This window comes from Rhodospirillaceae bacterium (genome assembly GCA_040219235.1).
In the GTDB taxonomy this organism is placed as follows: Bacteria; Pseudomonadota; Alphaproteobacteria; order Rhodospirillales; family Rhodospirillaceae; genus WLXB01.
In genome coordinates, this window is the sequence record JAVJSV010000011.1 from 1212674 (window position 1) to 1238116 (window position 25443).

A 25443-nucleotide genomic window follows, 5' to 3' on the forward strand; every position below is an offset into this window, starting at 1 on the left:
ACCACCCCTCAATCCCGCCAAAAAAATGTCAGAACCGAGGCGCACGTCGTGCACCTAAATTCTCAACCTTTCTGGTATGGCATGGGAATTTATGGGCGTCAATGGTACTAAGGTTCCATTTCAGCCATATGTTCCTCATCTGTTCTTGTTGTCAAGAGGTTAAGTGTCTTGATGTGGGGTTTTAGGTTTGCAACGGAATTTGTGGAGAAAAAAGCGCCAGATGGTCTGTAAGCCGGGTTCTGTTCCTGAAAATCAGGAGACGGCCATTCATCTAGGATGTTCGTTACCGAACACCTCATGCGACCGACCCGGGCAGCAGGCTGGAAACCCACTTGCATCGCCGAAACGATGCTGCTGCCCCTATTTGGTCTTGCTCCGGGTGGGGTTTACCGTGCCGCCTCCGTTACCGGACGCGCGGTGCGCTCTTACCGCACCCTTTCACCCTTACCCATTCAGGCCAAAGCCGTGTGGGCGGTTTGCTTTCTGTGGCACTTTCCCTAGGGTTGCCCCCGCCGGGCGTTACCCGGCACCCTGTTTCCATGGAGCCCGGACTTTCCTCTCCCAGCCGAAACTGGCAGCGACCGTCCGACCATCTGGCCAAACGTCAATAGATGACAAATCTATAAAGAACAATCATTTAGGAGTAAGTCGCGGCGACAGCGGTGATCCTGCCTTTTGTTAAGTCGTCGAGTGAACCTGTGAGGTGATGGGCCAGAAACCGCTGTTGAAAGGCTAAAATGACATCTTTTTCGCCTGTGAGTGGGTCTAAGATATCCCCGCCGCAGTCAGAGTTACCTGGCATAGGGTAGCCAATTGACGCCAAGTTATCCCAAGGAGCACCAGTACTCAGTTTTTCTTCCGACTCTTCTGGCCATAGGCCAATGCCTTCAGATGCTAAGAGCTCCCATGGAAACCGCTCGCCGGGGTCGGCCTTACGTCCAGGGGCAATATCAGCATGGCCGACAATACCGGTTGGTGGGATATTGTGCCGCTCTGTGATGTCCCGGGCGATGGCAGTGAGAGATTTGATCTGAGCGCCTGGGAAATCTTGATAACCAAATTCATGGCCTGGATTCACAAGCTCTATACCAACCGAGACGCTATTGATGTCCGAAACACCACGCCAATAGGACCGCCCGGCATGCCAAGCCCGCTGGTCTTCTTCTACAAGTCTGTAGACCGATCCATCTTCGTCAATGAGCAGGTGAGCGCTTACCTTGGCATCTCTATTGCACAGACGTTCTAAAGCTTCTTCACAAGATTGCATTCCAGTGTAGTGAAGCACCAGCATTGAGATTTTTGCTTGACCTGTGACGTCTCGGCGGTGGTCGAAGTTTTGAGACAGTCTTTGTTTGACCTTAGGAAGCATCTTTCGTGCCTTCCTCAACTGTTTTTCGTGCCAGCCGCAACTGTATCACAGCTACGCCGGCCAGAGTTAACACTCCCCCCATAACTTTTTGCCATGTCAGCGGCTCACCTAGAACAAGTATTCCAGCAGCAACACCGACAATCGGAATCAGCATGTTGAAGGGAACGACAGTATTCATCGGATATCTCTGGACCAAGCCATACCATGTCGCATGCGCCATGATGGACGCGGCAATCGCGGTATAGGCGAGAGCTCCGATGAGCGGCCAGCCTGCGTTCGATATTGCGCTGAGTTGACCCGTTTCAAACACCATTGAGAGGGCGAGCAGTTGAGGGGCCGCGAACAATGACAGCCACCCGGTAATTGCCAGAGGCCGAACGTCAGGCATGCGCTTAACGAGGACATTCGACCATGCCCAGAATACAGTACACACAACCAGCATAAAGAATGGTACCGCAGACGTGTTGCCTGGCTCACCGGCAAGAAAAGCGACACCGATAAAAGCAAAGCCCAGTCCGATAGATCTTCGCCACCCAAAATTTTCCTTGAAGACTAGCCACGAGATCAGAATCGAGAAGGGAACACCGAGTTGCAGTGTGATTGCCGCCGTTGCGGCATCAACACCAGATAGCCCAACAAACAAGAGGCCAAAATGTCCTGTACCAAAGCATACGGATAAGATGATGAGACCACGCCAGTGTTTGCGGTCTACAGGACAAAGCGGGACAACCAACGCGGCTACAATTATGAAGCGTAAGGCGGTGAAGAGAAGAGGTGGTGCAGCCTCAACGCCGATTTTTCCGGCGATAAGATTAAAGCCCCATAAGACGGCGGCCAACGTCGCAAGGGCTGTGTCGCGGCGTGACATAAGACCAGACCAGCCCCCAAAGTGAAACGCGAGAAGACAGACTTAGCAGGACTGGTGAACCGGCGGCAATGCTGCCGCCGGTTCAGAACTCAATTTACTTAGAATTTTCTATCTTCTCAGGCGGCTCCAAGGGCTAAGTTGGGAACGTCTGGCGCGAGAGTGGATTTGAGTTTTGCAATTGCACCCGACTCAATCTGGCGAATGCGTTCTGCTGTAACACCATAAATGTTGGCCAGAGCGGACAGCGTCTTAGGGCGGTCCGTTAAATATCTTTTACTGACAATATCCCGTTCGCGCGGGTCCAACCGGGTTAAGCCACGTTTGAGAGCTTGTTTTCTGAGGCGTTCCATCTCTTGTACTTCATAGGACTGCTCAGGTGTTTCGTCGTCACAGGCGATGGTGTCCAGCATCGTTAACGTGCTGCCATCTTCTTCTGATACGGGCTGCTCCAATGATGGATCAACCGCCGACAATCTGGTGTCCATTGCAATAACGTCCTCTCGTGAGACGCTGAATCGCTCGGCGATGGCTGTGACGTCTGCATCAGTCAGGTATCGCGTACCTTCTAATGACATATCCCGCTTGGCGCGCTTCAAGTTGAAGAACAGCTTCTTCTTACTGGCACTGTTGCCAACCTTGATTAGCGACCAAGTTTGCAGAATAAAGTTCAAGATTGCCGCTTTGATCCACCACCGTGCGTAGGTTGAGAAGCGAAAGCCTTTCTCAGGCTTGAAGCGCTCAATGGATTGCATCAGGCCAATGTGGCCCTCGCTGATCAGGTCATCGACATTAATGCCATACCCGCTGAATTTACGTGCAATGCGGGGAACAAGACGAAGATGACTTTCAATCAGGCGGTCAAGGGCTTTGCGGTCGCCGGTTTCTTTCCAGCGGCGCACGAGATCTTTCTCGTCTTCTTCAGACAAGACCGGAAATGAGCGCGCATGCAGCGCGCTCGGTACATTTGTCAAGTGACTGACAGCACCTTTGAGAGCCTGTGTGGCGGACTTTTCGGACATTTTGAACCCTTTACCTTCCTTGGTTAAGTGGCTGGATGATTAAAGTAGGACTAGTTTGGTCCTGTTTACAATAAAAACCCGACTAATTTGGTACTGTATATACGTAACAAGTTCGTGATTTGGATTTCCCAAAGGATTTCTGGGGTTTTTATGCTTTTTCTGGGGTATGCCCCCTAGGTTCGCACCGTTGACCGGGAGCCTGAAAACTTTAAGTTACGATCAATTGTCACTGCCGACTTACTGGGCACCCATCTGCTTTAACCTGGATCGGCCAACACAAAAAAGGATCGTCAATGTCGGCTTACAAAGCTCCTCTTCGCGATATGCGTTTTGTCACCCATGAAGTGTTCTCTGCCGCTGATAAACTGACGTCCCTTTCCGGTTTCGAAGAAGCCTCTCAAGACCTGATCGATGCGGTTCTAGAGGAATGCGGAAAACTCTGTGAAGGTGTATTGGCACCGTTGAATCAATCTGGTGATGAAGAAGGGTGTCAGTTTGATAACGGTTCCGTCACAACCCCTTCTGGCTTTAAAGCAGCTTACAAGCAGTTTGCTGAAGGTGGCTGGTGTGGTTTAACCGCTAGCCCGGAGTTTGGCGGTCAAGGCTTGCCAGAAACGTTACAATACTTAGTTGATGAAATGGTGGGGTCCGCCAACTTATCCTTTGGGCTTTATCCCGGCCTAACGCAGGGCACCATCATGTGCCTCACGGCACATGGCACAGAAGACCAGCAACAGACTTATCTGCCCAAACTGATTAGCGGTGAATGGCAGGGGACCATGTGCCTGACGGAGCCACATGCTGGGTCTGATCTTGGGTTGCTGCGCACTAAGGCTGAACCAAACGATGACGCGACTTATGCCATTACCGGTACGAAGATTTTCATCTCGGCCGGAGAGCACGACATGACCGAGAATTTTGTGCATCTGGTGCTGGCTCGTTTGCCGGGAGCGCCGGAAGGCAGTCGCGGCATTTCCATGTTTTTGGTCCCTAAATTTCTCCCACAAGAAGACGGCTCACTTGGTGATCGTAACGCCGTCTCTGCAGGTTCGATCGAACATAAGATGGGCATGAAGGCGTCGGTGACCTGCGTCATGAATTTTGATGCCGCACAGGGCTGGCTTGTGGGCAAAGAGCATAAGGGCTTGGCCGGCATGTTCACGATGATGAATAAAGAGCGGCTTTTTGTCGGTACCCAAGGAATCTCTCAGGCCGAAACTGCCTATCAAAATGCGGTGGCTTATGCGAAAGATCGTATTCAGGGTCGCTCTGCCGAGGGGGCAATCCAGCCCGATAAGGCGGCTGACCCTATTATCGTGCATCCCGATATTCGCAATAAATTGCTGTTCTCCCGATCGATCATAGAAGCTCAACGGGCCTTAGCTGTGTGGACGCAACTCAACGTCGATATGGCGCATGCACACGCTGATGATGCCGTGCGTCAGCATGCTGGAGATATGGAAGCGCTGATGACGCCGATTATAAAATCAGCATGCACAGACTTTGGAACAGAAATCACCAACGCCTGTCTTCAAGTGTTCGGCGGTCATGGTTACATCCGGGAGTGGGGCATGGAGCAATTGGTGCGTGATGTCCGGATCACTCAAATCTACGAAGGTACGAATACCATTCAGGCTTTGGATTTGGTTGGCCGCAAGCTCTCCTTGCATGATGGTCGCCTGTTTGCGGGGTTACTCAAAGAAATTGATCAGTCACTTCAGGCGATAGCCGGGCGCAATGATTTGTCTGAGTTTGTTGTTCCGTTTGAAGAGTCTTTAGACCGTCTCAAAGCCGCGACTGAGTGGCTTAAAGAGGAAGCACAAAAAGACGTCAATGCGCTTGGTGCAGCAGCGAATGATTATCTAAAGCTATTCGCACTTACGTTATATGGCTGGATGTGGCTGAAAATGGCTGAGAAGGCTCTAGATGCGCGCGCGAGTGGCGATGACTTCTACGACACTAAGTTGGCTGTCGGTCGTTACTTCATGACGCGTGTTTTACCTGGAACGTCTTCTTTGGATGCGACAATGCGGTCAGGGTCTCGTGCGATGATGGCACTTCCAGAGGCCGCGTTTTAATTAGAGAGAGACGCCTGCATGAAACGCTTCGGCGCGATTACATTTGGCGTTGTTATCTTGCTGTTGGTAGGCGTGCTAATAACGCCGTCTTTTATTGATTGGACGCCGTATCGGAAAATCTTTGAATCTCGTATCTCTGCCATCACGGGCCGTGAAGTCACTGTCGAGGGTGATTTAAGTTTTTCTTTTTTGCCCCGTCCGGCGTTAAACATGAAAGCGGTGCGTATTGGCAGTATTGATGGTGCAACAAGTTCTGATTTCGCAATTGCTGAGGTTGTAAATGTAAATCTTGCTTTTCGTCCTTTGCTTGTCGGAGGCATTCAGTTCACTTCAGTTGCGCTTGTCCGACCGCTGATTTTTGCAGAGGTGCTGCCCGATGGACGAAATACCTGGACACTCAATGCATCGTCATCTGTCTCAATTGACGGCGCGCATCTCTCCGAGAGCAAGACTTCATTTAATTTGCGCATTGATAGTTTGACAGTGATCGATGGAGAGCTGATTTATAATAATGCTACTGATGATCCAATCTACGCTGTAAGTGGATTCAATGCAGACATAACAGCTGAAAGTATCACTGGACCTTACGCCGCAAATGGTGAGGCAAGAGTTATTGGTATCGACTGGAGCTTTCAGGCCGCTGTTGGCGCGGTAAACTCAAACGGTTTGAGATCAGTTGCAGTAGACCTTGATACACCCAAAGGCAGCATCCAGTCGCGATTTTCAGGTCAGATGATGCCGAGCTCTGGAATGTCTTCTGTGAGCGGCAGGCTGGCACTCAGTGGAACAAACGTAACCGAAGGTCTTGCTTCATTTGGCATTGCTGTCGGTGATAGTTTGACGCGAGCGTTAAGTCGGCCATATGAACTCGCCGCGAAAGTTGACGTTACGGAGTCATCTGCGCGTGTGTCGAATATTGAGCTGCGCTCTGGTGAAGTTCGTTTAAGTGGTGCTGGAGAAGCAAAATGGGACGAATCTCATCATATCGAACTCTCTTTGAAGGCTTCACGTTTGGACCTCGAGTCGTGGCTGACATGTGGTCTTGATCGTATCGTTGATACACCTTTCTTTGACTTTGACGCTGCCACAACCGCGAACACATTGGCCGAGGGTGAGGTCTCTTATGTGCTTCCACGGACGCTTTCAGCACGGCTCGACTTTGGCGTAGACTTGATCGAATGGAACGATCAGGTCATGCGCAATGGCCTTATTTCTGTATCGTTGCAAGATGGCGAGCTTGCAATAAAAAATGCCAGGTTGGACTTGCCTGGTAATTCGCAACTTTCGTTTTCAGGATCTCTAAGAAACCATCAGGATGGCGTGTTCTTTGACCTCAAAGCGGTGGGGCAGAGTCGTAACGCGCGCAGTTTATTGTCGTGGCTTGAGTTTGATTTGCCCGAGGGCCTTGCCTCTTCGGGTAGAATGAATGCGCTGTCGTTTGAGAGTCAAATCATTGGTACGCCGAGCGATATTAAGCTGAAAAACATTCAAGCTGTTCTGGATACAATGCGTCTTACAGGAACGGCCAATCTTGCGCGTGCAGAACGCGTTCAGCTTGGGCTGGATATTAATGTTAATCAGCTCGACTTGGATTCTTACGCGCCTGGCTTTTCTGACCGGCTCTTCAGTAAAGCTGATAGAGCAGAAGATATTGAGCTGGTCTCAACAACTCAGCCTAAAGATAAGATATCAACACTAATTTCTACGTTTCCAATTGATGTCAGTATAACGGCGTCATTGGGTTCGGTTGTTGTCGCTGGTAAAAGTGTTGAGGGCATGTTGTTGAGCGCCAACACAACCTCAAACGGTGTTCTCGTTAAGAATTTTAGCCTGTCAAATTTCGCGGGTGCCTCTTTGCAAGGCGCGGGACTCATAAAAAGCATTTCCCCGGTTTTCAGCGTTGAAGATTTTAAAGTTCAAGCAAAAACGAATGATTTCTACCGCCTAGTGCGTGCGCTTAATGCCAACGTCCCTATTGTTCCGCTGTTGAGTGCATCTATTGATTTGCAGGGCGAGATCACGGGCACGCCATCATCCTTGTCGCTCAACGCCGAGGGAAGAGCTGGTGATTTGGTTGTCAAAGCATCCGGCACTCTTTCAGATGTTTTTTCCGGCTTTGATCAAGGTCTTTCGTTTGAGATCAAGGCCAGCGCTGATCACCCAAGTTACTCGAGTTTTCTGTCCGGTCTGAACCTGGACCGAAACGATGACTCAATCATAGCCGAGGCGAGTAGTTTGTCGGTGAACGCTGAAGGAGGAGACTCCCTCATCACGCTGAACTCACTGTTGTTAAATGTCGGCGTAAACGGCGTTGAAGGTAACGCGATTGTTGATCTGTCTGGCGTTCAGCCTCAGGTGACAGGCTCATTACATGTATTAGACCTAAACGTTGACGATGTGATTCCAAAAGATTCTACAGCGCGCTTGATGCGATCCAGTTTGGCTCGTGGCATAAGTAACTCGGGTGATGTTTCTGGGCGGTGGTCATCCGCACCTATTGATCTATCCTTGATATCTAAGTTTGATGGCTCACTAAATCTCACCGCAAAGAGTCTGAGCGGCTGGGGAGTTTTGATTGAAAATCTGGAGGCTCCCATCACGCTTCAAGACAGTACGCTCTCGATCACAAAATGGTCTGGTGATCTTTTCGGTGGGCCTTCAAATGGCGATTTGACCATTACAGTGGGTGAAACACATCAGATTCAAACGCGTTTGGATGTTGTTGATGCAGAGTTAAATCAGAACACTGATGACTCGGCTTCATCTGGGTCTATGAGCTTTAGTGGTAAGTTCTCTTCTTCGGGTCAGAGCCAACAAGAATTGGTTTCGAATCTCTCAGGCGGTGGCGTTTTGACGATGAGTGGCCTTGATGCAACAGCCACTAGTGAAAATGCTGTCATTGCTGCGGCCCTGGTGCCTGTGCGTGCGCTCAGTCAACTGGGTGGGCTATTAACAGGTAATAGACCCGATGGTTCAGCAACGCTGGACTCAGCGTTTAATGTATCTACAGGAGTTGCAACCCTTGATGAGGCAAGTTTAACGTCCAATGCATACGCTGGAGAATTTACGGGCACGATTGATCTGCCGAGATGGACAATTGATGCCCAAGGCCGGATCAGACTGCAATCTAACACGCTTGCAAAATTGACTAATAATAGAGTGCAATTACCGGCCCTGATTCCAATTGAGGTTTTTGGTTCGTTAGACGCGCCAAACGTCAGGCTCAATGCGGGTGGTGGCTTAATCGCCAACTGAATCTGAGACAGCGTTAGCAGCAGTCTGTGTTCCGTTTTGCAGAGTTTTAAGGACGTGCAGTCTTAAAGCGCTTGATAAACCACCTGTTCTTTCTTTGTCGATTTTGGCCACTAAGTCGGGGAGGGAGCAGCGCTCGCCCTGCGCAACCTGTTTTAACGCTTCCCAAAATTCCTCTTCCAGAGAAATGCTGGTGGGATGACCTGCAATGTTGATGGAGCGCTTCAGAATGAGACTCATTCTGATGGACCTTTGGGGCCTAGCATGAGTTTAGGGTCGACAAATTTGTCGAAATCTTCGTTAGATATGTATCCGCTCTTTGTCGCGGCCTGCCTTAAAGTAAGCCCTTCTGCATGCGCCTGTTTCGCAATATCCGCTGCTCTATCATATCCAATATGCGGCGCCAGAGCAGTCACCAGCATCAAAGAGTTCTCCACGTGGGCGGCGATCTCTTTTGAGTTTGGTTGAAGTCCTTCAATGCATCGTTCTGAAAAACTGCTGCAGGCATCACCCAATAGCCGTATCGATTGTAGCAGGGCAGACGCCATTACAGGTTTAAAGACATTCAATTCCAAATGACCGTGCGAACCGGCGACCGTGATTGTCGTGTGATTGCCCATCACTTGTGCACAGACCATAGTTATGGCTTCGCATTGGGTGGGGTTGACCTTGCCCGGCATAATTGAGGACCCTGGCTCGTTTGCGGGCAAGTTCAATTCATTAAGGCCAGCGCGTGGACCGGAGGCCAAGAGCCGAATGTCATTGGCAATTTTCATTAATGACACGGCAATCGTGTTAAGACTTCCAGACATTTCAACCAGCGCATCATGGGCGGCTAGTCCCTCAAAAAAGTTTTCCGCAGATTTAAACGGATGCTGCGTCAATCGGTTTAACTCATCACAGAAGGACTTGCTGAAACCCACTCTGGTATTTAAACCCGTTCCAACTGCAGTGCCGCCTTGAGCAATGGCGTATAAGCGCGGCAAAGAGTTTTGAACACGGTCTAGGCCAAAGCTGACCTGCGTCGCATACCCCGAAAATTCCTGGCCCAAAGTGAGTGGTGTTGCGTCTTGTAAATGAGTGCGACCGATTTTCACGATGTCTGCAAAGGCATCCGCTTTGATTGAGAGTGAGTCTTGAAGGCATTTCAGTCCGGGGAGTAGTCGTTCATGTGTCTCAATGACAGCGGCAATATGCATGACTGTGGGAAAGGTGTCGTTGGAGGATTGGCCTTTATTAACATGGTCATTCGGATGAACCGGCGATTTACTTCCGCGTGCGTGACCAAGGATTTCATTGGCGCGATTGGCGATCACCTCGTTCGCATTCATATTTGTTTGCGTGCCTGAGCCCGTTTGCCATACCACCAATGGAAATTCATCATCGTGTTCCCCATTTGCCACTTCCGAGGCCGCCTTTGCGATGGCATCTGCAATCTCATCCGATAATTCAGAGAGGGTTTTGTTGGCTATTGCCGCAGATTTTTTTTGAATCCCGAAAGCACGGATAATGCTGAGTGGCATGCGATCTGTGCCAATGGGGAAATTTTCTATGCTGCGCTGTGTTTGCGCCCCCCACAGCCTGTCAGCAGGAACTTCAATAGCGCCGAGACTGTCGGTTTCTGTACGGGTCTCAAGCATGTCTGCGAATCCTCATTAAGATAAGGTTTTGAGAAAACGTTCTACAGCATCAACGGCTTCGTTCCACGACTGTTCCTGCGTCCGCCCAGATTTCTTACGCGGCTTTAAGGAATGATCACCGTCTTCCGACCAGTAAAAGGTAATTGCGCTTGATAAAGCTAGAGCAGAGACAGTGTCATATGCCCCCATGGCGTCGCGGGTACCTTGGCATATGAGCGTCGGCGTTTGGAGTGTTTTAAGGTGTTCTATGCGTGGCTTATCGGCCCGGCCCATGCCATAAAATGGATAGCCTAACGCCACGACGCCGCGCACATTAGCAGAGTCAGCAATCATGGTCGCCATACGCCCTCCCATGGACTTGCCTCCGATGATCAATGACTCGGCTCCAAGATGATTAATAACGATCTGCCATGTCTCGAAGAGTTTCGGTTGTCGATCTGGCGGGCGTTTCTTTCCAGTTGCACGCCGGTCAGCCATGTAAGGAAATTCGAAACGCACGCAGCGGTGACCATTTTGTGCAATACTTTCCGCGAACACATTCATGAACTCGGAGTCCATGGGCGCACCTGCGCCGTGCGCGAGTGCAATTGTTAGCGGCGCTGACCCTGGCCCATCAACGAGAAGGTCGGGGAGAGTCACAGCTCAGATGTTAACGAAGAAGTCATTGCCTTTGTCGTCACAAATGATAAAGGCTGGAAAGTTCTCAACTTCAATGCGCCATATGGCTTCCATGCCAAGTTCTGGGTATTCAAGCACTTCCACTTTTTTGATTGATTCTTGCGCCAATCTGGCCGCAGCGCCACCGATAGAGCCGAGATAGAAGCCCCCATGTGTTTTGCAGGCTTCAGTCACTTGCTTGGACCGGTTTCCTTTGGCCAGCATGACCATTGAGCCACCGTTGGCTTGTAACAAATCAACGTAGGAATCCATACGTCCAGCTGTTGTCGGTCCGAAAGAGCCGGACGCCATGCCGTCCGGCGTTTTCGCAGGGCCTGCATAATATACAGGATGATTCTTCATGTAGTCGGGCAGGCCACGACCTTCATCCAAACGTTCTTTCAACTTTGCATGAGCGATGTCCCGCGCAACGATCATCGGCCCGGTCAGCGACACGCGTGTTTTGATTGGGTATTTTGAAAGTTCGGCGCGAATTTCCGACATCGGTTTAGTCAAATCAATGTTGACCACATCGCCAGGAAGCTTCTCATCCTTAACGTCCGGCATGTACTGTGCCGGGTCTGCCTCAAGTTGCTCAAGGAAAACACCCTCAGGTGTTATCTTCCCTTTGATCTGGCGGTCTGCAGAACACGACACACCTATCCCAACCGGGCAAGAGGCCCCGTGGCGGGGCAGACGGATGACCCGTACATCATGACAGAAATACTTTCCGCCGAATTGCGCGCCAATGCCAAGACCGCGTGTGATTTCCAACACTTGTGCTTCGACTTCTATGTCGCGGAACGCTTGGCCGTGCTCACCACCCTCCGTCGGGAGGTCATCCAAGTACCGGGCGGAAGCCAGTTTTACAGTTTTCAAGTTGGCTTCTGCAGAGGTTCCGCCAATCACGATTGCGAGGTGATAGGGCGGGCAAGCTGCCGTTCCTAACGTTTTAATTTCTTCTTCGAAAAACTTACGAAGACCGTTAGGGTTCAGAAGGGCTTTTGTCTTCTGATAAAGGAATGTTTTGTTGGCAGAGCCACCGCCCTTCGCCATGAACAGAAATTTGTAAGCGCCGCCAGCAGTTGCGTATAAGTCGATCTGTGCGGGTAAATTATTGCCAGTATTTTTTTCCTCAAATAACGATACGGGAGAAAGTTGGGAGTACCGCAGGTTCAGTTTGGTGTAGGCGTCGACAACACCAGCCGATAAGGCTTCTGCATCATTACCTACGGTCCATATGCGCTGACCTTTTTTGCCCATGATGATTGCCGTGCCCGTATCCTGACACATCGGCAGAATCATTCCTGCGGCAATGTTGGCGTTCTTTAGGAGTTCGAGGGCGACGAACCGGTCATTCGGAGACGCTTCCGGGTCGTCCATAATGGCGCGGAGTTGAGCCAGATGCCCCGGGCGAAGGAGATGAGACACATCTCTAAACGCTTCAGCCGTGAGGCGGGTCAGAGCAGAAGGGTCAACCACCAGAATTTTTTCGCCACGGAATGTATCTGTGGAGAGTCCGTTCTCGGTCAGTTTTCGATAGGGTGTTGAATCCGTTGAAAGCGGAAATATGTCGGAGAAGGCAGCGTCAAGCATGGCCCAGCGTCCTCATCGGTTATGGTCATCACGTACTTAATGGTTTTAGTGATGAGCCTATTTCTTTCGGAATGCGTCTAATGTGACCACCTTGCCCGACTCGTCCTCGTCGGTTGCTGTCTCTTGGTCCTCAGAATCAGCAGTTTCATTGCGCGCTTTGCGATTGGCTTTGAGTTTTTGTGTCACAGCAGCGCTGTCCATCGGGGCCACGTCAAAATCGTCATCTTCATCATAGTCGTCTTCATCCATGTCTGAGGTGTCGTCGTCATCTTCAAACTCGACATGGAATTGCAAACCAAATTTAGCGTGTGGGTCAGCAAAAGCCGTGACGGCAGCGAAAGGCACGAACAGATTCTGACTAACACCACTGAAACTGAGGGTAATACTAAAAAAGTCTTCCTCTACGGTCAGATCCCAAAATTGATGCTGCAGCACAATGGTCATTTCACTGGGATGCATGGCGCGCAAGGAATCCGCAATCCTGACACCGGGGTGCGTGGTGTCGAATGTAATATAAAAATGGTGCGCCCCCGGCAGTCCTTGTGCCTTGGTAATTTCGAGGGCCTGACGGAGGACACCACGCAGGGCGTCTTCCACCATCCGTTCGTAGATCAGCGTTGTTACGGTTGGTTCAGTCACAGTCATTTCGAATCTAAAGAAGAGGTGAAAACGAATCGAACCCTATTTTGGCGGGCAAGCGGACTTGGTTCAATGGCTGGTTCAGTTTTTTTGACGTTCTTTTGGCAGTAGCGTGCTGCGACGACGAGTCGCAAGAAGTGGGGGGCTTCTGTTGCCCGGTGCCCCCCGAACCGCGCTTGCCTCAATTAAGCGGCAGCGGCGTACGCAACGTTATCGTTGGCACTTTTCAAAATGGCCCGATGTCGGTGGTACCATGCCGAGAACAGCTACTATCTTTACCACGCGCGTCGATCCTGTTTCGCCCCCAAAATCAGCCAAAACCTTATCAAAATGGCTAGGTATGGTGGAGGCGCCGGGTACTGCCCCCGGGTCCGCAGCGATTATTTCATAGCAGGTTTAGCGCCATAGTCGCCGAAGCGACATTTCTAATATAATGCGTCTTGGGCGTTTTTGCTATGCTTTGACTTATTCGACAGCCAAAGCTTGTTCTCCGCTCCAGCACGGCTATAAATTCGCTGATGCAACAATACCTTGATCTCATGCGCCATGTTCTTGAACACGGCGAAAAAAAAGAAGACCGAACCGGGACGGGTACGCATTCTGTGTTCGGCTATCAGATGCGATTCGATCTGTCCCAGGGCTTCCCAGCGGTGACGACGAAAAAACTACACCTGCGCTCAATTATTTACGAACTGCTGTGGTTTCTGCGCGGCGATACCAATATTGGCTATCTCAAAGATCACAAAGTTTCGATTTGGGATGAGTGGGCTGATGAAAAAGGCGACCTTGGACCTGTCTACGGATATCAATGGCGCTCCTGGCCAGACCCAAAAGGGGGCACCATTGATCAGATCGACAAACTTCTAACCAGCCTCAAAAATAATCCTGACTCTCGCCGCCATATAGTGACGGCGTGGAATCCAGCAGATGTAGACTCAATGGCCCTGCCGCCGTGCCATTGTTTATTTCAGTTCTATGTCGCAAACGGGCGTCTGTCGTGCCAGTTATATCAGCGCAGTGCAGACATATTTCTGGGCGTTCCGTTTAATATTGCCTCGTACGCCCTGTTAACTCTTATGGTTGCTCAAGTCACAGGATACGAGCCCGGTGATTTTGTTCATACGTTCGGGGATGCTCACTTGTATTCAAATCACATGGAGCAGGCCAAGACCCAACTTGGAAGAACGCCTCGGCCACTGCCTGTTATGCGACTGAATCCAGATGTGACCGATTTGTTCGCCTTTGACTTCAAAGATTTTGAGCTTGTTGGCTATGACCCACATCCACACATTTCTGCACCGGTCGCGGTTTAAAGGGCAGAACGATGGTCGCGTCAAAGATTAAACTGTGCCTCATTATGGCCCGCGCCGAGAATGGGACAATCGGTGCGGACAACGCATTGCCCTGGCATATTTCAGCGGATTTGAAGAACTTCAAACAGCTGACGATGGGCAAACCTGTCGTTATGGGGCGCAAGACTTTTGAGTCCATTGGTAAACCCTTGAAGGGCCGCCCCAATATCGTGATCACCCGTCAAGCTGGATGGTCTGCGACCGGGGTCATTGTTTGCAATGAAATTAAAGAAGCAGTGCAAAAAGCCAAAACGCAGGCGGCAACGGATAGCGTTGATGAAGTCATGGTCATCGGCGGCGCTGAAATTTATGCGCGCCTCATAAACGAAGCCGATCGCCTTTATCTCACAGAAGTGCATCGACAGTTCGATGGGGATGCGTGGTTTATGGCACCCGACAAAACCCAGTGGAAAGAAATTTCCCGTGAGCGTTTTGCACCTGATGACGAGGGTGGCCCATCATATAGTTTTGTAGTGCTAGACCGCCGGGCCAACACTTAAATACGTTGCTGTTAGCTATCCCATTGAGATATTTGGGGCTGCTCTGTTGGGGTTCTTTGTTAGCTTTTCCGATAGTTTTACAGCAATATCGAGGTAAGCTTTGCTGTAAGCGCTTTCTGGCTCAGAAACGACAATAGGGGTGCCTTCATCGGAAGTTTCCCGGATGCGAATATCTAGAGGAATTTCGCCAAGCACATCTGCATTCAGCTCAGCTGCTGCCTTTTTTGCGCCGCCAGAACTGAAAATATCGTCACGATGCCCACACGAGGGGCAGATGTAATGGCTCATGTTTTCGATAACGCCAAGGATCGGGACCTCGACGCGTTTAAACATGTTGAGGCCCTTGCGGGCATCTAACAGTGCTATATCCTGGGGCGTTGATACAATAACGGCTCCTGACAAAGGCACGCGCTGGGACATTGTCAGTTGGGTGTCGCCGGTGCCCGGCGGCATATCGATGATCATGACGTCGATGTCACCCCATTCCACATCTTTAAGCATTTGTTCCAGGGCACCCATGACCATAGGGCCGCGCCATATGATCGGATCATCCTCTGCGACCATGAAGCCAATCGACATGACTTTCACGCCATGATTCTCAAGTGGGTAGACTTTGCGTCCGTCTGAATGCGGCTTTTTACCAGACAATCCCATCATGCGTGGCATCGAGGGGCCAAAGATATCCGCATCAAACAAGGCGACGCGTTTACCTAATTTGACTAGCGCCACAGCTAGATTGGCTGCTGTTGTTGATTTGCCAACACCGCCTTTTCCGGACGCTACCGCCACAATGGCGGCGATGCCAGGCAGTTCCAAACGATCCCGACCACTTCCGCTCTTGGCTTGAGGAGTTTTGCTGGCCGGTTTTTCCGCTGTTAACACGACTGTTGCAGAAATAACGCCTGGTAAATCGTGAACGGCTTTTTCTGCGTTAGCCCTTACAGGTTCCAGTTTGGGACCAAGATCTGGAGGTACCTGCAGGCTAAAGGCCACGTGTCCTTCTTTAATCACAATGTCTTGAACCCAGCCCCGCGCAACTACATCCAAACCGCCTGTACCTGAGTCCACAGCGCTAAGGGCTTCAATAATTTGATCTTTTGTCACGTCTGGCACCCTTGAAACCTCCAATTTATCAACCGATATGTACTTTTGTGGTCTAGACTCATCAAGACCAGTCCGGGGCTCGCGTTGCGCCTCCCCGGCACATGTCATATAAGGCCGTAGCACTTGATTTTCGGTCGCCAATGATATGGCAGACCAATGACAGGAAGGGATACTCCAGTGTTCTGGAAACAACAAGGTAGCGGCCCATGGGGCGGTGGCGGATCAGGCGGCCCCTGGGGCGGCAAGGGCGGCAAAGGCGGTCGCGGAGGAAATGGCGGCGGTGACGGGGGAAGTTCCTGGGGCGGCGGTCAACCGCCACCGGATTTGGAAGAGCTACTCAAGCGCAGCCAAGATCGGGTAAAGCAATTCATACCGGGCGGTATGGGCTCATCACGCGGTATATTGATCGTGATTGCTGCTGTCCTGGTTATCTGGGGTGCAAGCGGTTTCTATCGGGTGCAACCAGATGAACAAGGTGTTGAACTTTTATTCGGCAGTTATGTCAAAACCACTCAACCCGGCTTAAATTATTGGTTTCCAGGCCCAGTCGGTGAGGTGCAGACGCCGAAAGTGACTTTGACCAACCAAATCACCATTGGGTTTAGAGGTGTTCCTAACACAACCAACCTGCGCGATGTGCCAGCCGAGAGCCTCATGCTTACAGGTGATGAGAACATCGTTGATGTTGACTTTGTGGTGCAGTGGCGCATTCGAGATGCAGGAGATTTTCTGTTTAACATTCGTGCGCCAGAGCAAACTGTTAAGCTCGCTGCCGAGAGCGCAATGAGAGAAGTGGTTGGTCAAAATACTTTGGACTTTGTCACTACTGGCGGTCGTGAAGTTGTTGGCCAAACCGCACAGACGGTTTTACAGGAAATTCTTGATAGCTATGGTTCTGGTATCAGCATTCTTGAAATCAGAGTGCAGGGTGCCAACCCTCCTCCAGAAGTGATCGACGCGTTTAACGACGTTCAGCGTGCCAATCAGGACCAAGAACGTTTGCGTAATGAGGCTACTGCCTATCGGAACGATATCGTACCGCGCGCCAAGGGTGAAGCCTCCCGCATGATTGAAAACGCATCAGCTGAAAAAGAAAAGCTGATTCGTGAGGCCCAGGGCGCCGCGCAACGCTTTGATGCCTTCTATGAGACTTATCGTAACAATAAGGATGTGACGTCACGCCGTCTGTATCTGGAAGCGATGCAAGAGGTGTTCAGTAAGTCAGAAAAGGTCATCATGGATGATAACGGTCAGGGTAACGGTGTCGTGCCTTACCTCCCGTTGAATCAATTGCAGCGTGCTCGTGACGGAGGAACAAACTAATGAAGTCAGGAAAACTTCTCGCACTTGGTGTCATTGTTCTGGTTGGTGCCATCGCACTGACGGGCACTCTGTTTACGGTTCATCAAACACAACAGGCCATTGTACTACAATTGGGTGAAACCAAACGTGTGATTGTCGAGCCAGGGTTACATTTCAAAATACCGCTCGTGCAGAACGTCGTTTACTACGATAATCGTGTTCTCGATCTTGATCCGCCGAGCCAAGAAATGCCGCTGGTGAATCAACTGCGTGTTATCGTTGATGCGTTTGCGCGGTATAAAATTGTTGACCCCCTTAAATTCTATCAAGCAGTCAGAACGGAAATTGGGTTTCGTGACCGCTTTGGTACAATTTTAAACGGTAGCGTTCGCGATGCGCTAGGTCAGGCGCAATTGTCTGACTTGCTGACGGATAAACGTGTTGAGGTCATGCAAGAGATTACGCGCGGTGTTAGTCGCCGTGCGCCCGAGTTTGGGGTCGAAGTGGTTGACGTCCGCATTGGGCGCACTGATCTTCCGCCTGAAACCAGCCAGTCAGTTTACAACCGGATGCGCTCAGATCGTATTGCGCAGGCCGCTCTCTTAAGAGGCCAGGGGCAGGAGACCAAAGCTCGTATTGAAGCTGAAGCTGACCGTGAGCGGACCATTATTCTAGCTGATGCTGAACGAGAAGCTCAAATTCAACTCGGTCAAGGCGAAGCGGAAAGTCGTCGTGTACTCAATGAGGCCCATGGCAAGGACCCTGAATTTTATGGGTTTATGCGGTCCATGGAAGCTTACAGGGGCTCACTCGTTGAGGGGACAACAATGATCTTAAGTCCTGACTCCGAGTTTTTCCGCTTTTTTGACCAACTGCCAGCTGCTCGCGATTAAACTGAAACCTATGCTGGGCGCAGCAGGCGTCTGGCATAGGGAAGCCTCAAATCTACCAGGTCCATAAAGATTACGAAGCTGATAGAAAGCGACACAAACCTGTTGACGGAGTTGTTGATCGTTACCATTTCGGCCAAAGATGTATTCCATTGACGGTGGGGACAGTCACCTAGAACTAAAGGAGGCCCGGAATGGCCCGGACGACCAGTATTTCCAAAACTTTAAATGTAAAAAAACAACATATGTCCCCGCTCGGTGGTTCGTTGTTGTTGGCCTTGTTGGCCCTCACGCTGTTTGTTTTTTCAGCACCTGCTCAGTCAGCATCGACACCAGACTCTTTTGCCGACGTTGTTGAGGACATCATCCCAGCGGTTGTTAATATTTCTACAACACAGCTTATTGAACAGCGTCGTGGAAACTCCCGTAGCTTGCCGCAAATGCCACGAGGCGGGCCGCTGGAAGACATGTTTAAGGATTTTCTTGAACAGTTCGGAGACCAGCTTCAGCCAAACCAAGATGGCCAGGGCGATAGTGATCGTCCGACGCGGCGCGCGTCGTCATTAGGCTCTGGTTTTATCATTGAGGCTGACGGCCTAATCGTGACGAATAATCACGTCATCGAAGACGCAGACGAAATCACGGTTATTCTTGCGGATAACACTATCCTGAAAGCTGAGTTGATTGGCCGTGACCCAAAAGTTGATTTGGCTTTACTTAAAGTTGAAGCAGATAAGCCGTTGCCGACAATTAAGTGGGGCGACTCAGATGATATGCGTGTAGGTGATTGGTCCGTTGCCATTGGTAACCCGTTCGGTATTGGCGTAACTGTGACAGCAGGGATCATCTCTGCGCGGTCTCGCCAACTCAGCAACGGCAACGCCTACGATGATTATATTCAAACCGATGCAGCGATTAACCGCGGCAACTCTGGTGGCCCTCTGATCAATATGAAGGGCGAAGTTATCGGCATCAATACAGCGATCTTTTCGCCGACCGGTGCCAGTGTCGGGATCGGTTTTGCATCCCCCTCCAATCTTGCCAAATCAGTCATTGGCGACCTCAATGAGTTCGGGCGGACACGTCGGGGCTGGTTGGGCGTGAAAATTCAAACTGTGACGCCGGAAATTGCTGAGAGCCTTGGTCTCGACAAAGCCCGTGGTGCGTTGGTTGCAGAAGCTGTTGAAGATAGTCCAGCAGCCAAAGCAGGGGTTGAACCCAGCGATGTTATTCTAACCTTTGATGGCAAACCCGTTGAAGAAATGCGCCAGTTGCCTTTGATTGTTGCCGAAACCGATATCGACAAGCGCGTAAAAATGACTGTTTGGCGTGGTGGTAAAGAGCGAACACTCAATGTGCTTATTGGTGAACTCGAAGAAGAAGCGGTTCAGGTTGCCTCACGCGGTGATCGCGGGTCGTCAGATGGTCGCCCCGATAGCAAGCAAATTCGTGAGCTTGGGGTTACAGTTGCAGAACTGACATCAGCTGTAAGATCGCAATACGAGCTGCCGGATGAGATCAACGGTCTGGTGATTGTTGATGTCGATGGTGACAGTGATGCTGCTAAAAAGGGCCTTCGCAGAGGAGATATCATTGCAGAAGTCCAGCAGACCCCGGTTGAAACGGCGGATCAAGCTGAAAAAGTGATTGCGGAAGCAAAGAGTAAAGACCGCTCTGTCGTATTGCTTCGTATTCAGTCCGGCCAAGATTTCCGGCTGATACCGGTTAGGATCGGCGAGAGCTAATAGACCTATAAACACTGTGGTGCCCGAAGTATGAGAATTGACTTCTATCACCTGCAAAAATGGCCCTTAGAGAAGGCCTTACCCAAAATACTCCAAAAAGTCCGCCAGAACGGCCACCGTGCTGTGGTCCTGGCGGGCTCTGAGGAAAGGGTCGAGAGTCTCAGCAACGCGTTATGGACCTTTGATCCTAATTCCTGGTTGGCGAACGGCACGGTCAAGGATGGACAACCACAAGATCAGCCGATTTGGGTGACAGAGCATCCTGAAAATCCAAACCGTGCGTCCATTTTGGTGCTCACAGATAGTATGTCAGCGGAGACCTTGAACAGTTATGAGCGGTGCCTCGATATGTTTGATGGGAACGACGAAGACGCCGTAAGCCTTGCCCGTAACCGCTGGCAAGAGGCGCGTGGCAGCGGGTATGAGCTTCATTATTGGCAACAAACCGAGCAAGGGGGCTGGGAAGAGAAGGCCCAAGCCTAGGGTCTCGAATCGCAGTACTTCTGTTGCCTCTGGGTCACCCGTTGTCTATAAACCGCCCGACTTTGATAACGTATTCAGCCTGGATAGGCTCAGAGGCATCATTACCCACAACCACTAATTCAAACGGATGATTATATAATGGCTCTAGAACGCACTTTTTCGATTATTAAACCCGACGCCACCCGCCGCAATCTGACCGGCAAGGTTGTTTCCATGCTGGAAGAGGGTGGCTTGCGCGTTATCGCCCAAAAGCGGGTCAAACTTGATCGTGCTGCTGCTGAAGGTTTTTATGCCGTTCATAAAGAACGCCCTTTCTTCAACGATCTTTGCGACTTCATGACCTCTGGACCTGTTGTCGTTCAGGTTCTTGAGGGTGAAAACGCCGTTGCCCGCAACAGAGAAATTATGGGCGCCACCAACCCGGCTGACGCTGCGGAGGGCACAATTCGAAAAACTTTGGCAGAGAGCATTGAAGCCAATTCTGTACATGGATCAGACTCACCTGAGAATGCAGCGATTGAAATCGCTTACTTCTTTGAAGCTGACGAAATCGTCGGTTAGTTAATTTATCAAACCTGTTGCAGGAGAAACCGATGGCGCCGCTACCTAATCGCCCGCGCCTCGGTTTTTTCGTTTCTCACCGCGGGAGCAACATGCGCGCGGTAGTTTCTGCATGTGTTCACGGAACGTTACAGGCTGATCCTGTTCTATTGATCAGCAACAACCGAAATAGCCCTGCTCTGGCTTGGGCTGCAGAAAAGGCTTTGCCTCACATCCATCTTAGCCCAAAGACGGAAGGGTCTGAAGACGCCTTAGACAACGCTCACCTCTCAGCCCTGAAAGAGGCGCGTGTCGACCTTATCATTCTGGCTGGGTATATGCGTAAAATTGGACCCAAGGTTCTCTCGGCGTATCACAATCGTATCGTTAATATTCATCCGTCCCTTCTGCCAAAATATGGTGGGCAGGGCATGTATGGCGGTAAAGTCCACGAGGCTGTGATCGCTGCCGGAGAGCGCGAATCTGGTATTACCGTGCATCTGGTTGATGGTGCGTATGATACGGGTGCTATCGTTGATCAGACTAAAGTCCCAGTTTTCTCGGATGATACGGCAGAGGACTTGGCGGCACGGGTTCTTGCGAAAGAACATAAGTTTCTTTCAGAGACCTTGGTGCGGATTGTCGCCGGAGAAATCGACTTAGACGCCTTAAGTTAGGGCTTTTTTACTAATTGCCAGCCGTAATTCTATGCGGGCGCTACTTTAGACCCGAGCTACTTTAGACCCCATGTGGCTTCAACATTTTTCAGTTGAACCTGTTCGCTACCTTCGCGGGCTATGACGTGTCCCAGTTTTATGGGCTTTTCCCCATTTTGTTGCAGGGTTTCAAGAGCAGCGTTCTCATTTTTAGCTGAGACCAATACAACCATTCCAATCCCGCAGTTAAATGTACGGGCCATCTCCATGGTCGATAAGCCACCAGTGTCAGCAAGCCACCTCATCATAGGCGGAAGCTCAAAGGCCGAAGTATCAATTGTCACGGCTAGGTCATCTGGCAGCACGCGTGGTATATTTTCTGTCAGGCCGCCACCGGTAATATGAGCGAATCCGTTTACTAATTCATTCCGAACCAAAGCAAGGCAGGGCTTGATATAAATACGGGTCGGGGTCAGCAGCGCTTCTCCGAGCGTTATGGAGACGTCGAAAGGTGCCGTACTGCTGTATGAAAACCCGGCCACTGAAACGATTTTGCGAATCAGGGAATATCCATTGGAATGGAAACCGCTTGAAGGCAGGCCGATAACGGCATCACCTTCGGCAATATTACGGGGTAAGATTTGATCCCGTTCGACAGCACCAACGGAAAATCCAGCCAAGTCATACTCATTTTCGCCATATAGACCAGGCATTTCTGCTGTTTCACCGCCAATCAAGGCACATCCTGCTTCTCGGCAGCCGGTGGCGATACCAGCAATTATGGCGGTGGCATCTTCGACGGAGAGCTTTCCGGTCGCAAAGTAGTCAAGAAAGAACAGAGGTTCCGCGCCTTGTACCACCAAATCGTTTACACACATGGCAACCAAATCGATTCCAACGGTGTTGTGCTGGCCAGCGTCTATAGCAATCAGCAGTTTTGTGCCGACTCCGTCATTACCTGCGACAAGAACAGGATCTTTGTAGCCACTTGCTTTAAGATCGAAAAGGCCACCAAAGCCGCCCAATGCCGAATCAGCACCGCTGCGCATGGTCGATTTAGCAAGGGGTTTAATGGCTTCAACCAAGGCATTGCCCGCGTCAATATCGACCCCGGCGTCTTTGTAGGTTAAACCATTTGTCTGGCGGTCATCGGCCTGAGAGGACTTAGAAATGTCAGCCTCACATCTACGGGTTAAAAGAAGTCGTACCATAGCTAAAGTCGGCACCGTTGCAACGGGCTGCGTTACTTTTTGGTTGTGGTGTTTTGCAGTTTTCGCAGCGTGTTTTGCTGTTCCGTTCACGGCTGGGCCCGCAAACGCTCAATCTGATGTGTTTACTATTAGTGATGTTGCTGTAGATGTGACGGCTCGAACAACAACAGAAGCTCGGACCGAAGGTTTGCAGCGAGGCCAAGTTGAGGCCCTCAGCCGCCTATTTAAGCGCCTGGTTCCGCTGCGTTATCAAGCCAATATACCCAGTTTATCAGAGCGAGATATAATCGATTTAGTTCAAGATTTTTCGGTCGCTAACGAGAAAACGACGGCGCGAAAGTATATCGCAACTATACTGGTTCGGTTTAAGCCAGATAGCGTGCGAACAGTTTTAAGAACTAACTCAGTGCCATTCGCAGAGACCGTAAGCAAGCCCATCGTGGTTGTGCCGCTTTATCAAGAATCAATCGTATCTGAGCCGGTCATTTGGTCTGAAAATCCATGGTTAGATGCTTGGTCGCAGGTACCTCAACTTGAGGGGCTTGCGCCGCTGCAATTGCCGTATGGTGATTTGGAGGATCTGACAGGGCTTCGACCCGAAGATGTTGTTGCTCGGGATACAGACCGCTTAGTGACATGGGCTGCTAGATATGACGCGGATAATGCAGTGATCGCCAAAGCCTCTTTGATTGGAACTCTTGGGGCTGAATCAGTTCGCGTTAGCCTTTATTTTTCTCGGTCTGGGGCCGAGAGACAGTTTGATATTGCGGCCTCGGGAGGTCAAACGTGGAGCGAGTTGTTCAAAGCGGCGGCCATTCGAGCGAGCGTTCTGATTGAAGACGAATGGAAACTCGACACGATGCTTCAATTCGATGTCACCGGTCAGATTACGGCGCTTGTTCCACTTAAACGGCTTGAAGATTGGTTAACTGTGCGCGAACGTCTTGAGCGCGTGCCGTCTATTGACCGATATGATTTACAGGCCATAACGAGGGATCGCGCACAGGTTACTTTGTATTACTTGGGAGATGAAAACCAGCTCAAGTTGGCGATGGCGCAAAGTGATCTCAGGTTTTTATGGCAAGACGGAGCTTGGGTTATCGAAGACCGATCCGCTGTGTTAGATACCATTCAAACGATCGGTGCTTTACCGGCATCGCCTCTAACGCCTGTGCCAGCTGGTGGTTCGACTGGTCTTGTGAATGAGAGCCAGGTATTAAGTGCACCCCCTGAGCCATATCCGTCTGGGCTGTTCAGTAATAGTCAGCCCTCCCGATCACCCTGACTATAGCTTTCTAGGTAAATCTAGTGGCGCCACAACAAATACCCCTAGAACTTGGTCATAGACCAGCGCTCGGTCGTGCCGATTTTCTGATCACCGAGGCTAATCGTGAAGCTGTAAGCTGGATTGATAGCTGGCCGAATTGGCCAGCCCCTGTCGTTGGTCTTCATGGCCCGTCAGGCTGTGGTAAGTCTCATCTGGCAGCCGTTTTTTCGGCTAAAGCGAACGCTTATTTTTTAAATGTCGACGAAATTGAAAACGCGAATCCGCTTAGTTTGGTCAAGGCTCACGCTGCTCTGGTCTGGGATGGGGCTGAGGCAATTGTGAACGAGCCCTCATTGTTTCATTTGTTTAATGCGGTCCGAGAGCTCGGTAAGCATTTTCTGATTGTAGGGCTGACACCACCCTCTAGATGGCCTGTTAAGTTGCCTGACTTAAAGTCACGCTTGGCTGGAATGCCTCTTGTTGCCATGCAGGCACCGGACGATGCAACGATGTCAGCAGTCTTAATCAAAGTGTTTAGAGATCGTCAGGTCGACGTCGGTCCAGACGTGATCGAGTTCGTACACAAGCGCATTCCCCGGACGTTCTCTGCCATTCTGACTTTTGTAGATTTTATTGACCGAGAATCTCTGGCGAAAAATCGAAAAATCAGCGTTCCCTTTGTGCGCGAAGTGCTTAACACCAAAGCAATAGATTTTGACCAGGAGTAAAGCTAAAGCTTTACTGAGTCTCTTCGTCGCGCTCCAGATTCTTAGGTTTGACGAAACGTATCAGTTGGGCGGAGGACGATTTCAAACGGCTCCAATCCGCGGCTGTAAACGCCAACTGTGAAAGCCCTCCTGTTGGATATTTCGCGTAAGCGTCTTTGAGGCTTTTGTGTTGCGGCAATGAAGAGTCCACCAGCATACGCAAGAGATCCTCAGTTGTTGGGTTATGCCCCACCATCAACACGCGTTGGGCTGGGTCTTGTTGGCGCAATAGGTCAAGTGCATCCTGTGTAGAAGCGAGGTAGAGCTGCTTGTGATATTTGATCTCTACTTCAGGCCAGATAGATAATACGGCATCAGCCGTTTGGCGGGTCCGAAGCGCTGTTGAGCATAAAATTATGTCAGGCTTGAGGCTTTTGGACTCTAGGTAATTGGCTATTGTCATTGCATTGCGCACACCACGATCAGATAACGGTCGCTCATGGTCTGTACTGGTATTTTCTGACCAATCTGATTTAGCATGGCGCAAAAGTAATAGAGTTAAGGGCAT

At 50.6% G+C, this 25443-nt stretch carries 23 protein-coding genes and 2 other RNA genes; 12 read left to right on the forward strand and 13 right to left on the reverse strand.

What is annotated here, in order from left to right:
* Window positions 1–212: 212 nt before the first annotated feature.
* The 4 genes from rnpB to RIC29_09630 all read right to left on the reverse strand — a co-directional run bounded on the left by rnpB (window position 213) and on the right by RIC29_09630 (window position 3256).
* An RNA gene (rnpB, locus tag RIC29_09615) (RNase P RNA component class A) lies at window positions 213–597 on the reverse strand.
* 40 nt (window positions 598–637) lie between these two features.
* Window positions 638–1369, reverse strand: coding sequence for an N-acetylmuramoyl-L-alanine amidase (locus RIC29_09620; GenBank protein ID MEQ8735171.1), 732 nt, complete (start codon window positions 1367–1369; stop codon window positions 638–640).
* The gene (locus RIC29_09625) at window positions 1359–2237 is read right to left on the reverse strand and encodes an EamA family transporter (protein ID MEQ8735172.1); all 879 of its coding nucleotides are present in this window, start codon (window positions 2235–2237) and stop codon (window positions 1359–1361) included. Before RIC29_09625 ends, RIC29_09620 begins: the two co-directional genes overlap by 11 nt.
* Window positions 2238–2353: 116 nt before the next feature.
* Window positions 2354–3256 (reverse strand): RNA polymerase factor sigma-32, encoded by a 903-nt coding sequence (locus tag RIC29_09630; protein ID MEQ8735173.1) that lies wholly within the window; start codon window positions 3254–3256, stop codon window positions 2354–2356.
* Between the two features lie 293 nt (window positions 3257–3549).
* Here RIC29_09630 and RIC29_09635 point away from each other — a divergent pair, with 293 nt between their 5' ends.
* Together RIC29_09635 and RIC29_09640 are read left to right on the forward strand one after the other, a co-directional pair.
* On the forward strand, window positions 3550–5334 hold the full coding sequence (locus tag RIC29_09635; protein MEQ8735174.1) for an acyl-CoA dehydrogenase C-terminal domain-containing protein: 1785 nt from the start codon (window positions 3550–3552) through the stop codon (window positions 5332–5334).
* Between the two features lie 18 nt (window positions 5335–5352).
* Entirely contained in the window at window positions 5353–8589 is a 3237-nt protein-coding gene (locus tag RIC29_09640; protein MEQ8735175.1) for an AsmA family protein, read from the forward strand.
* On the opposite strand, the gene RIC29_09645 is transcribed toward RIC29_09640, so the two are convergent.
* The 6 genes from RIC29_09645 to ssrA all read right to left on the reverse strand — a co-directional run bounded on the left by RIC29_09645 (window position 8575) and on the right by ssrA (window position 13578).
* Entirely contained in the window at window positions 8575–8826 is a 252-nt protein-coding gene (locus RIC29_09645) for a ribbon-helix-helix domain-containing protein (protein ID MEQ8735176.1), read from the reverse strand. The two genes, RIC29_09640 and RIC29_09645, sit on opposite strands and share 15 nt — an antisense overlap.
* A complete protein-coding gene (fumC, locus tag RIC29_09650) occupies window positions 8823–10226 on the reverse strand; it encodes a class II fumarate hydratase (GenBank protein MEQ8735177.1) in 1404 nt (467 codons plus the stop codon). The genes RIC29_09645 and fumC overlap by 4 nt, the downstream gene beginning before the upstream one ends.
* Window positions 10227–10241: 15 nt before the next feature.
* Window positions 10242–10865 carry an alpha/beta hydrolase gene (locus RIC29_09655; GenBank protein ID MEQ8735178.1) on the reverse strand — a complete coding sequence of 208 codons (624 nt, stop codon included), beginning with the start codon at window positions 10863–10865 and terminating at the stop codon, window positions 10242–10244.
* 3 nt (window positions 10866–10868) lie between these two features.
* Complete coding sequence (locus tag RIC29_09660; GenBank protein ID MEQ8735179.1) at window positions 10869–12479, reverse strand: fumarate hydratase; 1611 nt, start codon at window positions 12477–12479, stop codon at window positions 10869–10871.
* Window positions 12480–12536: 57 nt separating this feature from the next.
* The gene (locus RIC29_09665; GenBank protein ID MEQ8735180.1) at window positions 12537–13124 is read right to left on the reverse strand and encodes a ClpXP protease specificity-enhancing factor SspB; all 588 of its coding nucleotides are present in this window, start codon (window positions 13122–13124) and stop codon (window positions 12537–12539) included.
* A gap of 130 nt (window positions 13125–13254) precedes the next feature.
* Window positions 13255–13578: a transfer-messenger RNA gene (gene ssrA / locus RIC29_09670) on the reverse strand.
* 58 nt (window positions 13579–13636) lie between these two features.
* Here ssrA and RIC29_09675 point away from each other — a divergent pair.
* Both RIC29_09675 and RIC29_09680 read left to right on the forward strand, forming a co-directional pair.
* Complete coding sequence (locus tag RIC29_09675; protein ID MEQ8735181.1) at window positions 13637–14431, forward strand: thymidylate synthase; 795 nt, start codon at window positions 13637–13639, stop codon at window positions 14429–14431.
* Between the two features lie 11 nt (window positions 14432–14442).
* Window positions 14443–14970 (forward strand): dihydrofolate reductase, encoded by a 528-nt coding sequence (locus RIC29_09680; protein ID MEQ8735182.1) that lies wholly within the window; start codon window positions 14443–14445, stop codon window positions 14968–14970.
* Between the two features lie 15 nt (window positions 14971–14985).
* On the opposite strand, the gene RIC29_09685 is transcribed toward RIC29_09680, so the two are convergent.
* Window positions 14986–16083 (reverse strand): Mrp/NBP35 family ATP-binding protein, encoded by a 1098-nt coding sequence (locus tag RIC29_09685; GenBank protein ID MEQ8735183.1) that lies wholly within the window; start codon window positions 16081–16083, stop codon window positions 14986–14988.
* Window positions 16084–16251: 168 nt separating this feature from the next.
* Between RIC29_09685 and hflK the strand changes: the two genes are divergently transcribed.
* The 6 genes from hflK to purN all read left to right on the forward strand — a co-directional run bounded on the left by hflK (window position 16252) and on the right by purN (window position 21711).
* Window positions 16252–17397, forward strand: coding sequence for an FtsH protease activity modulator HflK (hflK, locus tag RIC29_09690; GenBank protein MEQ8735184.1), 1146 nt, complete (start codon window positions 16252–16254; stop codon window positions 17395–17397).
* Window positions 17397–18269: a protease modulator HflC gene (locus RIC29_09695; protein MEQ8735185.1), complete on the forward strand. Its 873-nt coding sequence runs from the start codon at window positions 17397–17399 to the stop codon at window positions 18267–18269. The genes hflK and RIC29_09695 overlap by 1 nt, the downstream gene beginning before the upstream one ends.
* Before the next feature lie 191 nt (window positions 18270–18460).
* Window positions 18461–20011 (forward strand): DegQ family serine endoprotease, encoded by a 1551-nt coding sequence (locus RIC29_09700; protein ID MEQ8735186.1) that lies wholly within the window; start codon window positions 18461–18463, stop codon window positions 20009–20011.
* Between the two features lie 30 nt (window positions 20012–20041).
* Window positions 20042–20494: a DNA polymerase III subunit chi gene (locus RIC29_09705; protein MEQ8735187.1), complete on the forward strand. Its 453-nt coding sequence runs from the start codon at window positions 20042–20044 to the stop codon at window positions 20492–20494.
* A 138-nt stretch (window positions 20495–20632) separates the two neighbouring features.
* Window positions 20633–21055: a nucleoside-diphosphate kinase gene (gene ndk, locus RIC29_09710; protein ID MEQ8735188.1), complete on the forward strand. Its 423-nt coding sequence runs from the start codon at window positions 20633–20635 to the stop codon at window positions 21053–21055.
* A gap of 32 nt (window positions 21056–21087) precedes the next feature.
* Window positions 21088–21711, forward strand: coding sequence for a phosphoribosylglycinamide formyltransferase (purN, locus tag RIC29_09715; GenBank protein ID MEQ8735189.1), 624 nt, complete (start codon window positions 21088–21090; stop codon window positions 21709–21711).
* A 56-nt stretch (window positions 21712–21767) separates the two neighbouring features.
* Here purN and purM read toward each other — a convergent pair whose 3' ends face one another.
* Window positions 21768–22901, reverse strand: a complete 1134-nt coding sequence (purM, locus tag RIC29_09720) for a phosphoribosylformylglycinamidine cyclo-ligase (GenBank protein ID MEQ8735190.1) — start codon at window positions 22899–22901, stop codon at window positions 21768–21770.
* Here purM and RIC29_09725 point away from each other — a divergent pair.
* Window positions 22861–24186 (forward strand): DUF2066 domain-containing protein, encoded by a 1326-nt coding sequence (locus tag RIC29_09725; protein MEQ8735191.1) that lies wholly within the window; start codon window positions 22861–22863, stop codon window positions 24184–24186. The genes purM and RIC29_09725 overlap by 41 nt on opposite strands.
* A gap of 23 nt (window positions 24187–24209) precedes the next feature.
* Complete coding sequence (locus RIC29_09730; protein ID MEQ8735192.1) at window positions 24210–24896, forward strand: DnaA/Hda family protein; 687 nt, start codon at window positions 24210–24212, stop codon at window positions 24894–24896.
* A gap of 10 nt (window positions 24897–24906) precedes the next feature.
* Here RIC29_09730 and RIC29_09735 read toward each other — a convergent pair whose 3' ends face one another.
* The gene (locus RIC29_09735; GenBank protein ID MEQ8735193.1) at window positions 24907–25443 is read right to left on the reverse strand and encodes a histidine phosphatase family protein; all 537 of its coding nucleotides are present in this window, start codon (window positions 25441–25443) and stop codon (window positions 24907–24909) included.

Coding starts and splice junctions, on each gene's coding strand:
- RIC29_09620 (MEQ8735171.1), bottom strand. CDS start 1,369: ATGCTTCCTAAGGTCAAACAAAGACTGTCTCAAAACTTCGACCACCGC.
- RIC29_09625 (MEQ8735172.1), bottom strand. CDS start 2,237: ATGTCACGCCGCGACACAGCCCTTGCGACGTTGGCCGCCGTCTTATGG.
- RIC29_09630 (MEQ8735173.1), bottom strand. CDS start 3,256: ATGTCCGAAAAGTCCGCCACACAGGCTCTCAAAGGTGCTGTCAGTCAC.
- RIC29_09635 (MEQ8735174.1), top strand. CDS start 3,550: ATGTCGGCTTACAAAGCTCCTCTTCGCGATATGCGTTTTGTCACCCAT.
- RIC29_09640 (MEQ8735175.1), top strand. CDS start 5,353: ATGAAACGCTTCGGCGCGATTACATTTGGCGTTGTTATCTTGCTGTTG.
- RIC29_09645 (MEQ8735176.1), bottom strand. CDS start 8,826: ATGAGTCTCATTCTGAAGCGCTCCATCAACATTGCAGGTCATCCCACC.
- fumC (MEQ8735177.1), bottom strand. CDS start 10,226: ATGCTTGAGACCCGTACAGAAACCGACAGTCTCGGCGCTATTGAAGTT.
- RIC29_09660 (MEQ8735179.1), bottom strand. CDS start 12,479: ATGCTTGACGCTGCCTTCTCCGACATATTTCCGCTTTCAACGGATTCA.
- RIC29_09665 (MEQ8735180.1), bottom strand. CDS start 13,124: ATGACTGTGACTGAACCAACCGTAACAACGCTGATCTACGAACGGATG.
- RIC29_09675 (MEQ8735181.1), top strand. CDS start 13,637: ATGCAACAATACCTTGATCTCATGCGCCATGTTCTTGAACACGGCGAA.
- RIC29_09680 (MEQ8735182.1), top strand. CDS start 14,443: ATGGTCGCGTCAAAGATTAAACTGTGCCTCATTATGGCCCGCGCCGAG.
- RIC29_09695 (MEQ8735185.1), top strand. CDS start 17,397: ATGAAGTCAGGAAAACTTCTCGCACTTGGTGTCATTGTTCTGGTTGGT.
- RIC29_09700 (MEQ8735186.1), top strand. CDS start 18,461: ATGGCCCGGACGACCAGTATTTCCAAAACTTTAAATGTAAAAAAACAA.
- RIC29_09705 (MEQ8735187.1), top strand. CDS start 20,042: ATGAGAATTGACTTCTATCACCTGCAAAAATGGCCCTTAGAGAAGGCC.
- ndk (MEQ8735188.1), top strand. CDS start 20,633: ATGGCTCTAGAACGCACTTTTTCGATTATTAAACCCGACGCCACCCGC.
- purN (MEQ8735189.1), top strand. CDS start 21,088: ATGGCGCCGCTACCTAATCGCCCGCGCCTCGGTTTTTTCGTTTCTCAC.
- RIC29_09725 (MEQ8735191.1), top strand. CDS start 22,861: ATGTCAGCCTCACATCTACGGGTTAAAAGAAGTCGTACCATAGCTAAA.
- purM (MEQ8735190.1), bottom strand. CDS start 22,901: ATGGTACGACTTCTTTTAACCCGTAGATGTGAGGCTGACATTTCTAAG.
- RIC29_09735 (MEQ8735193.1), bottom strand. CDS start 25,443: ATGCCCTTAACTCTATTACTTTTGCGCCATGCTAAATCAGATTGGTCA.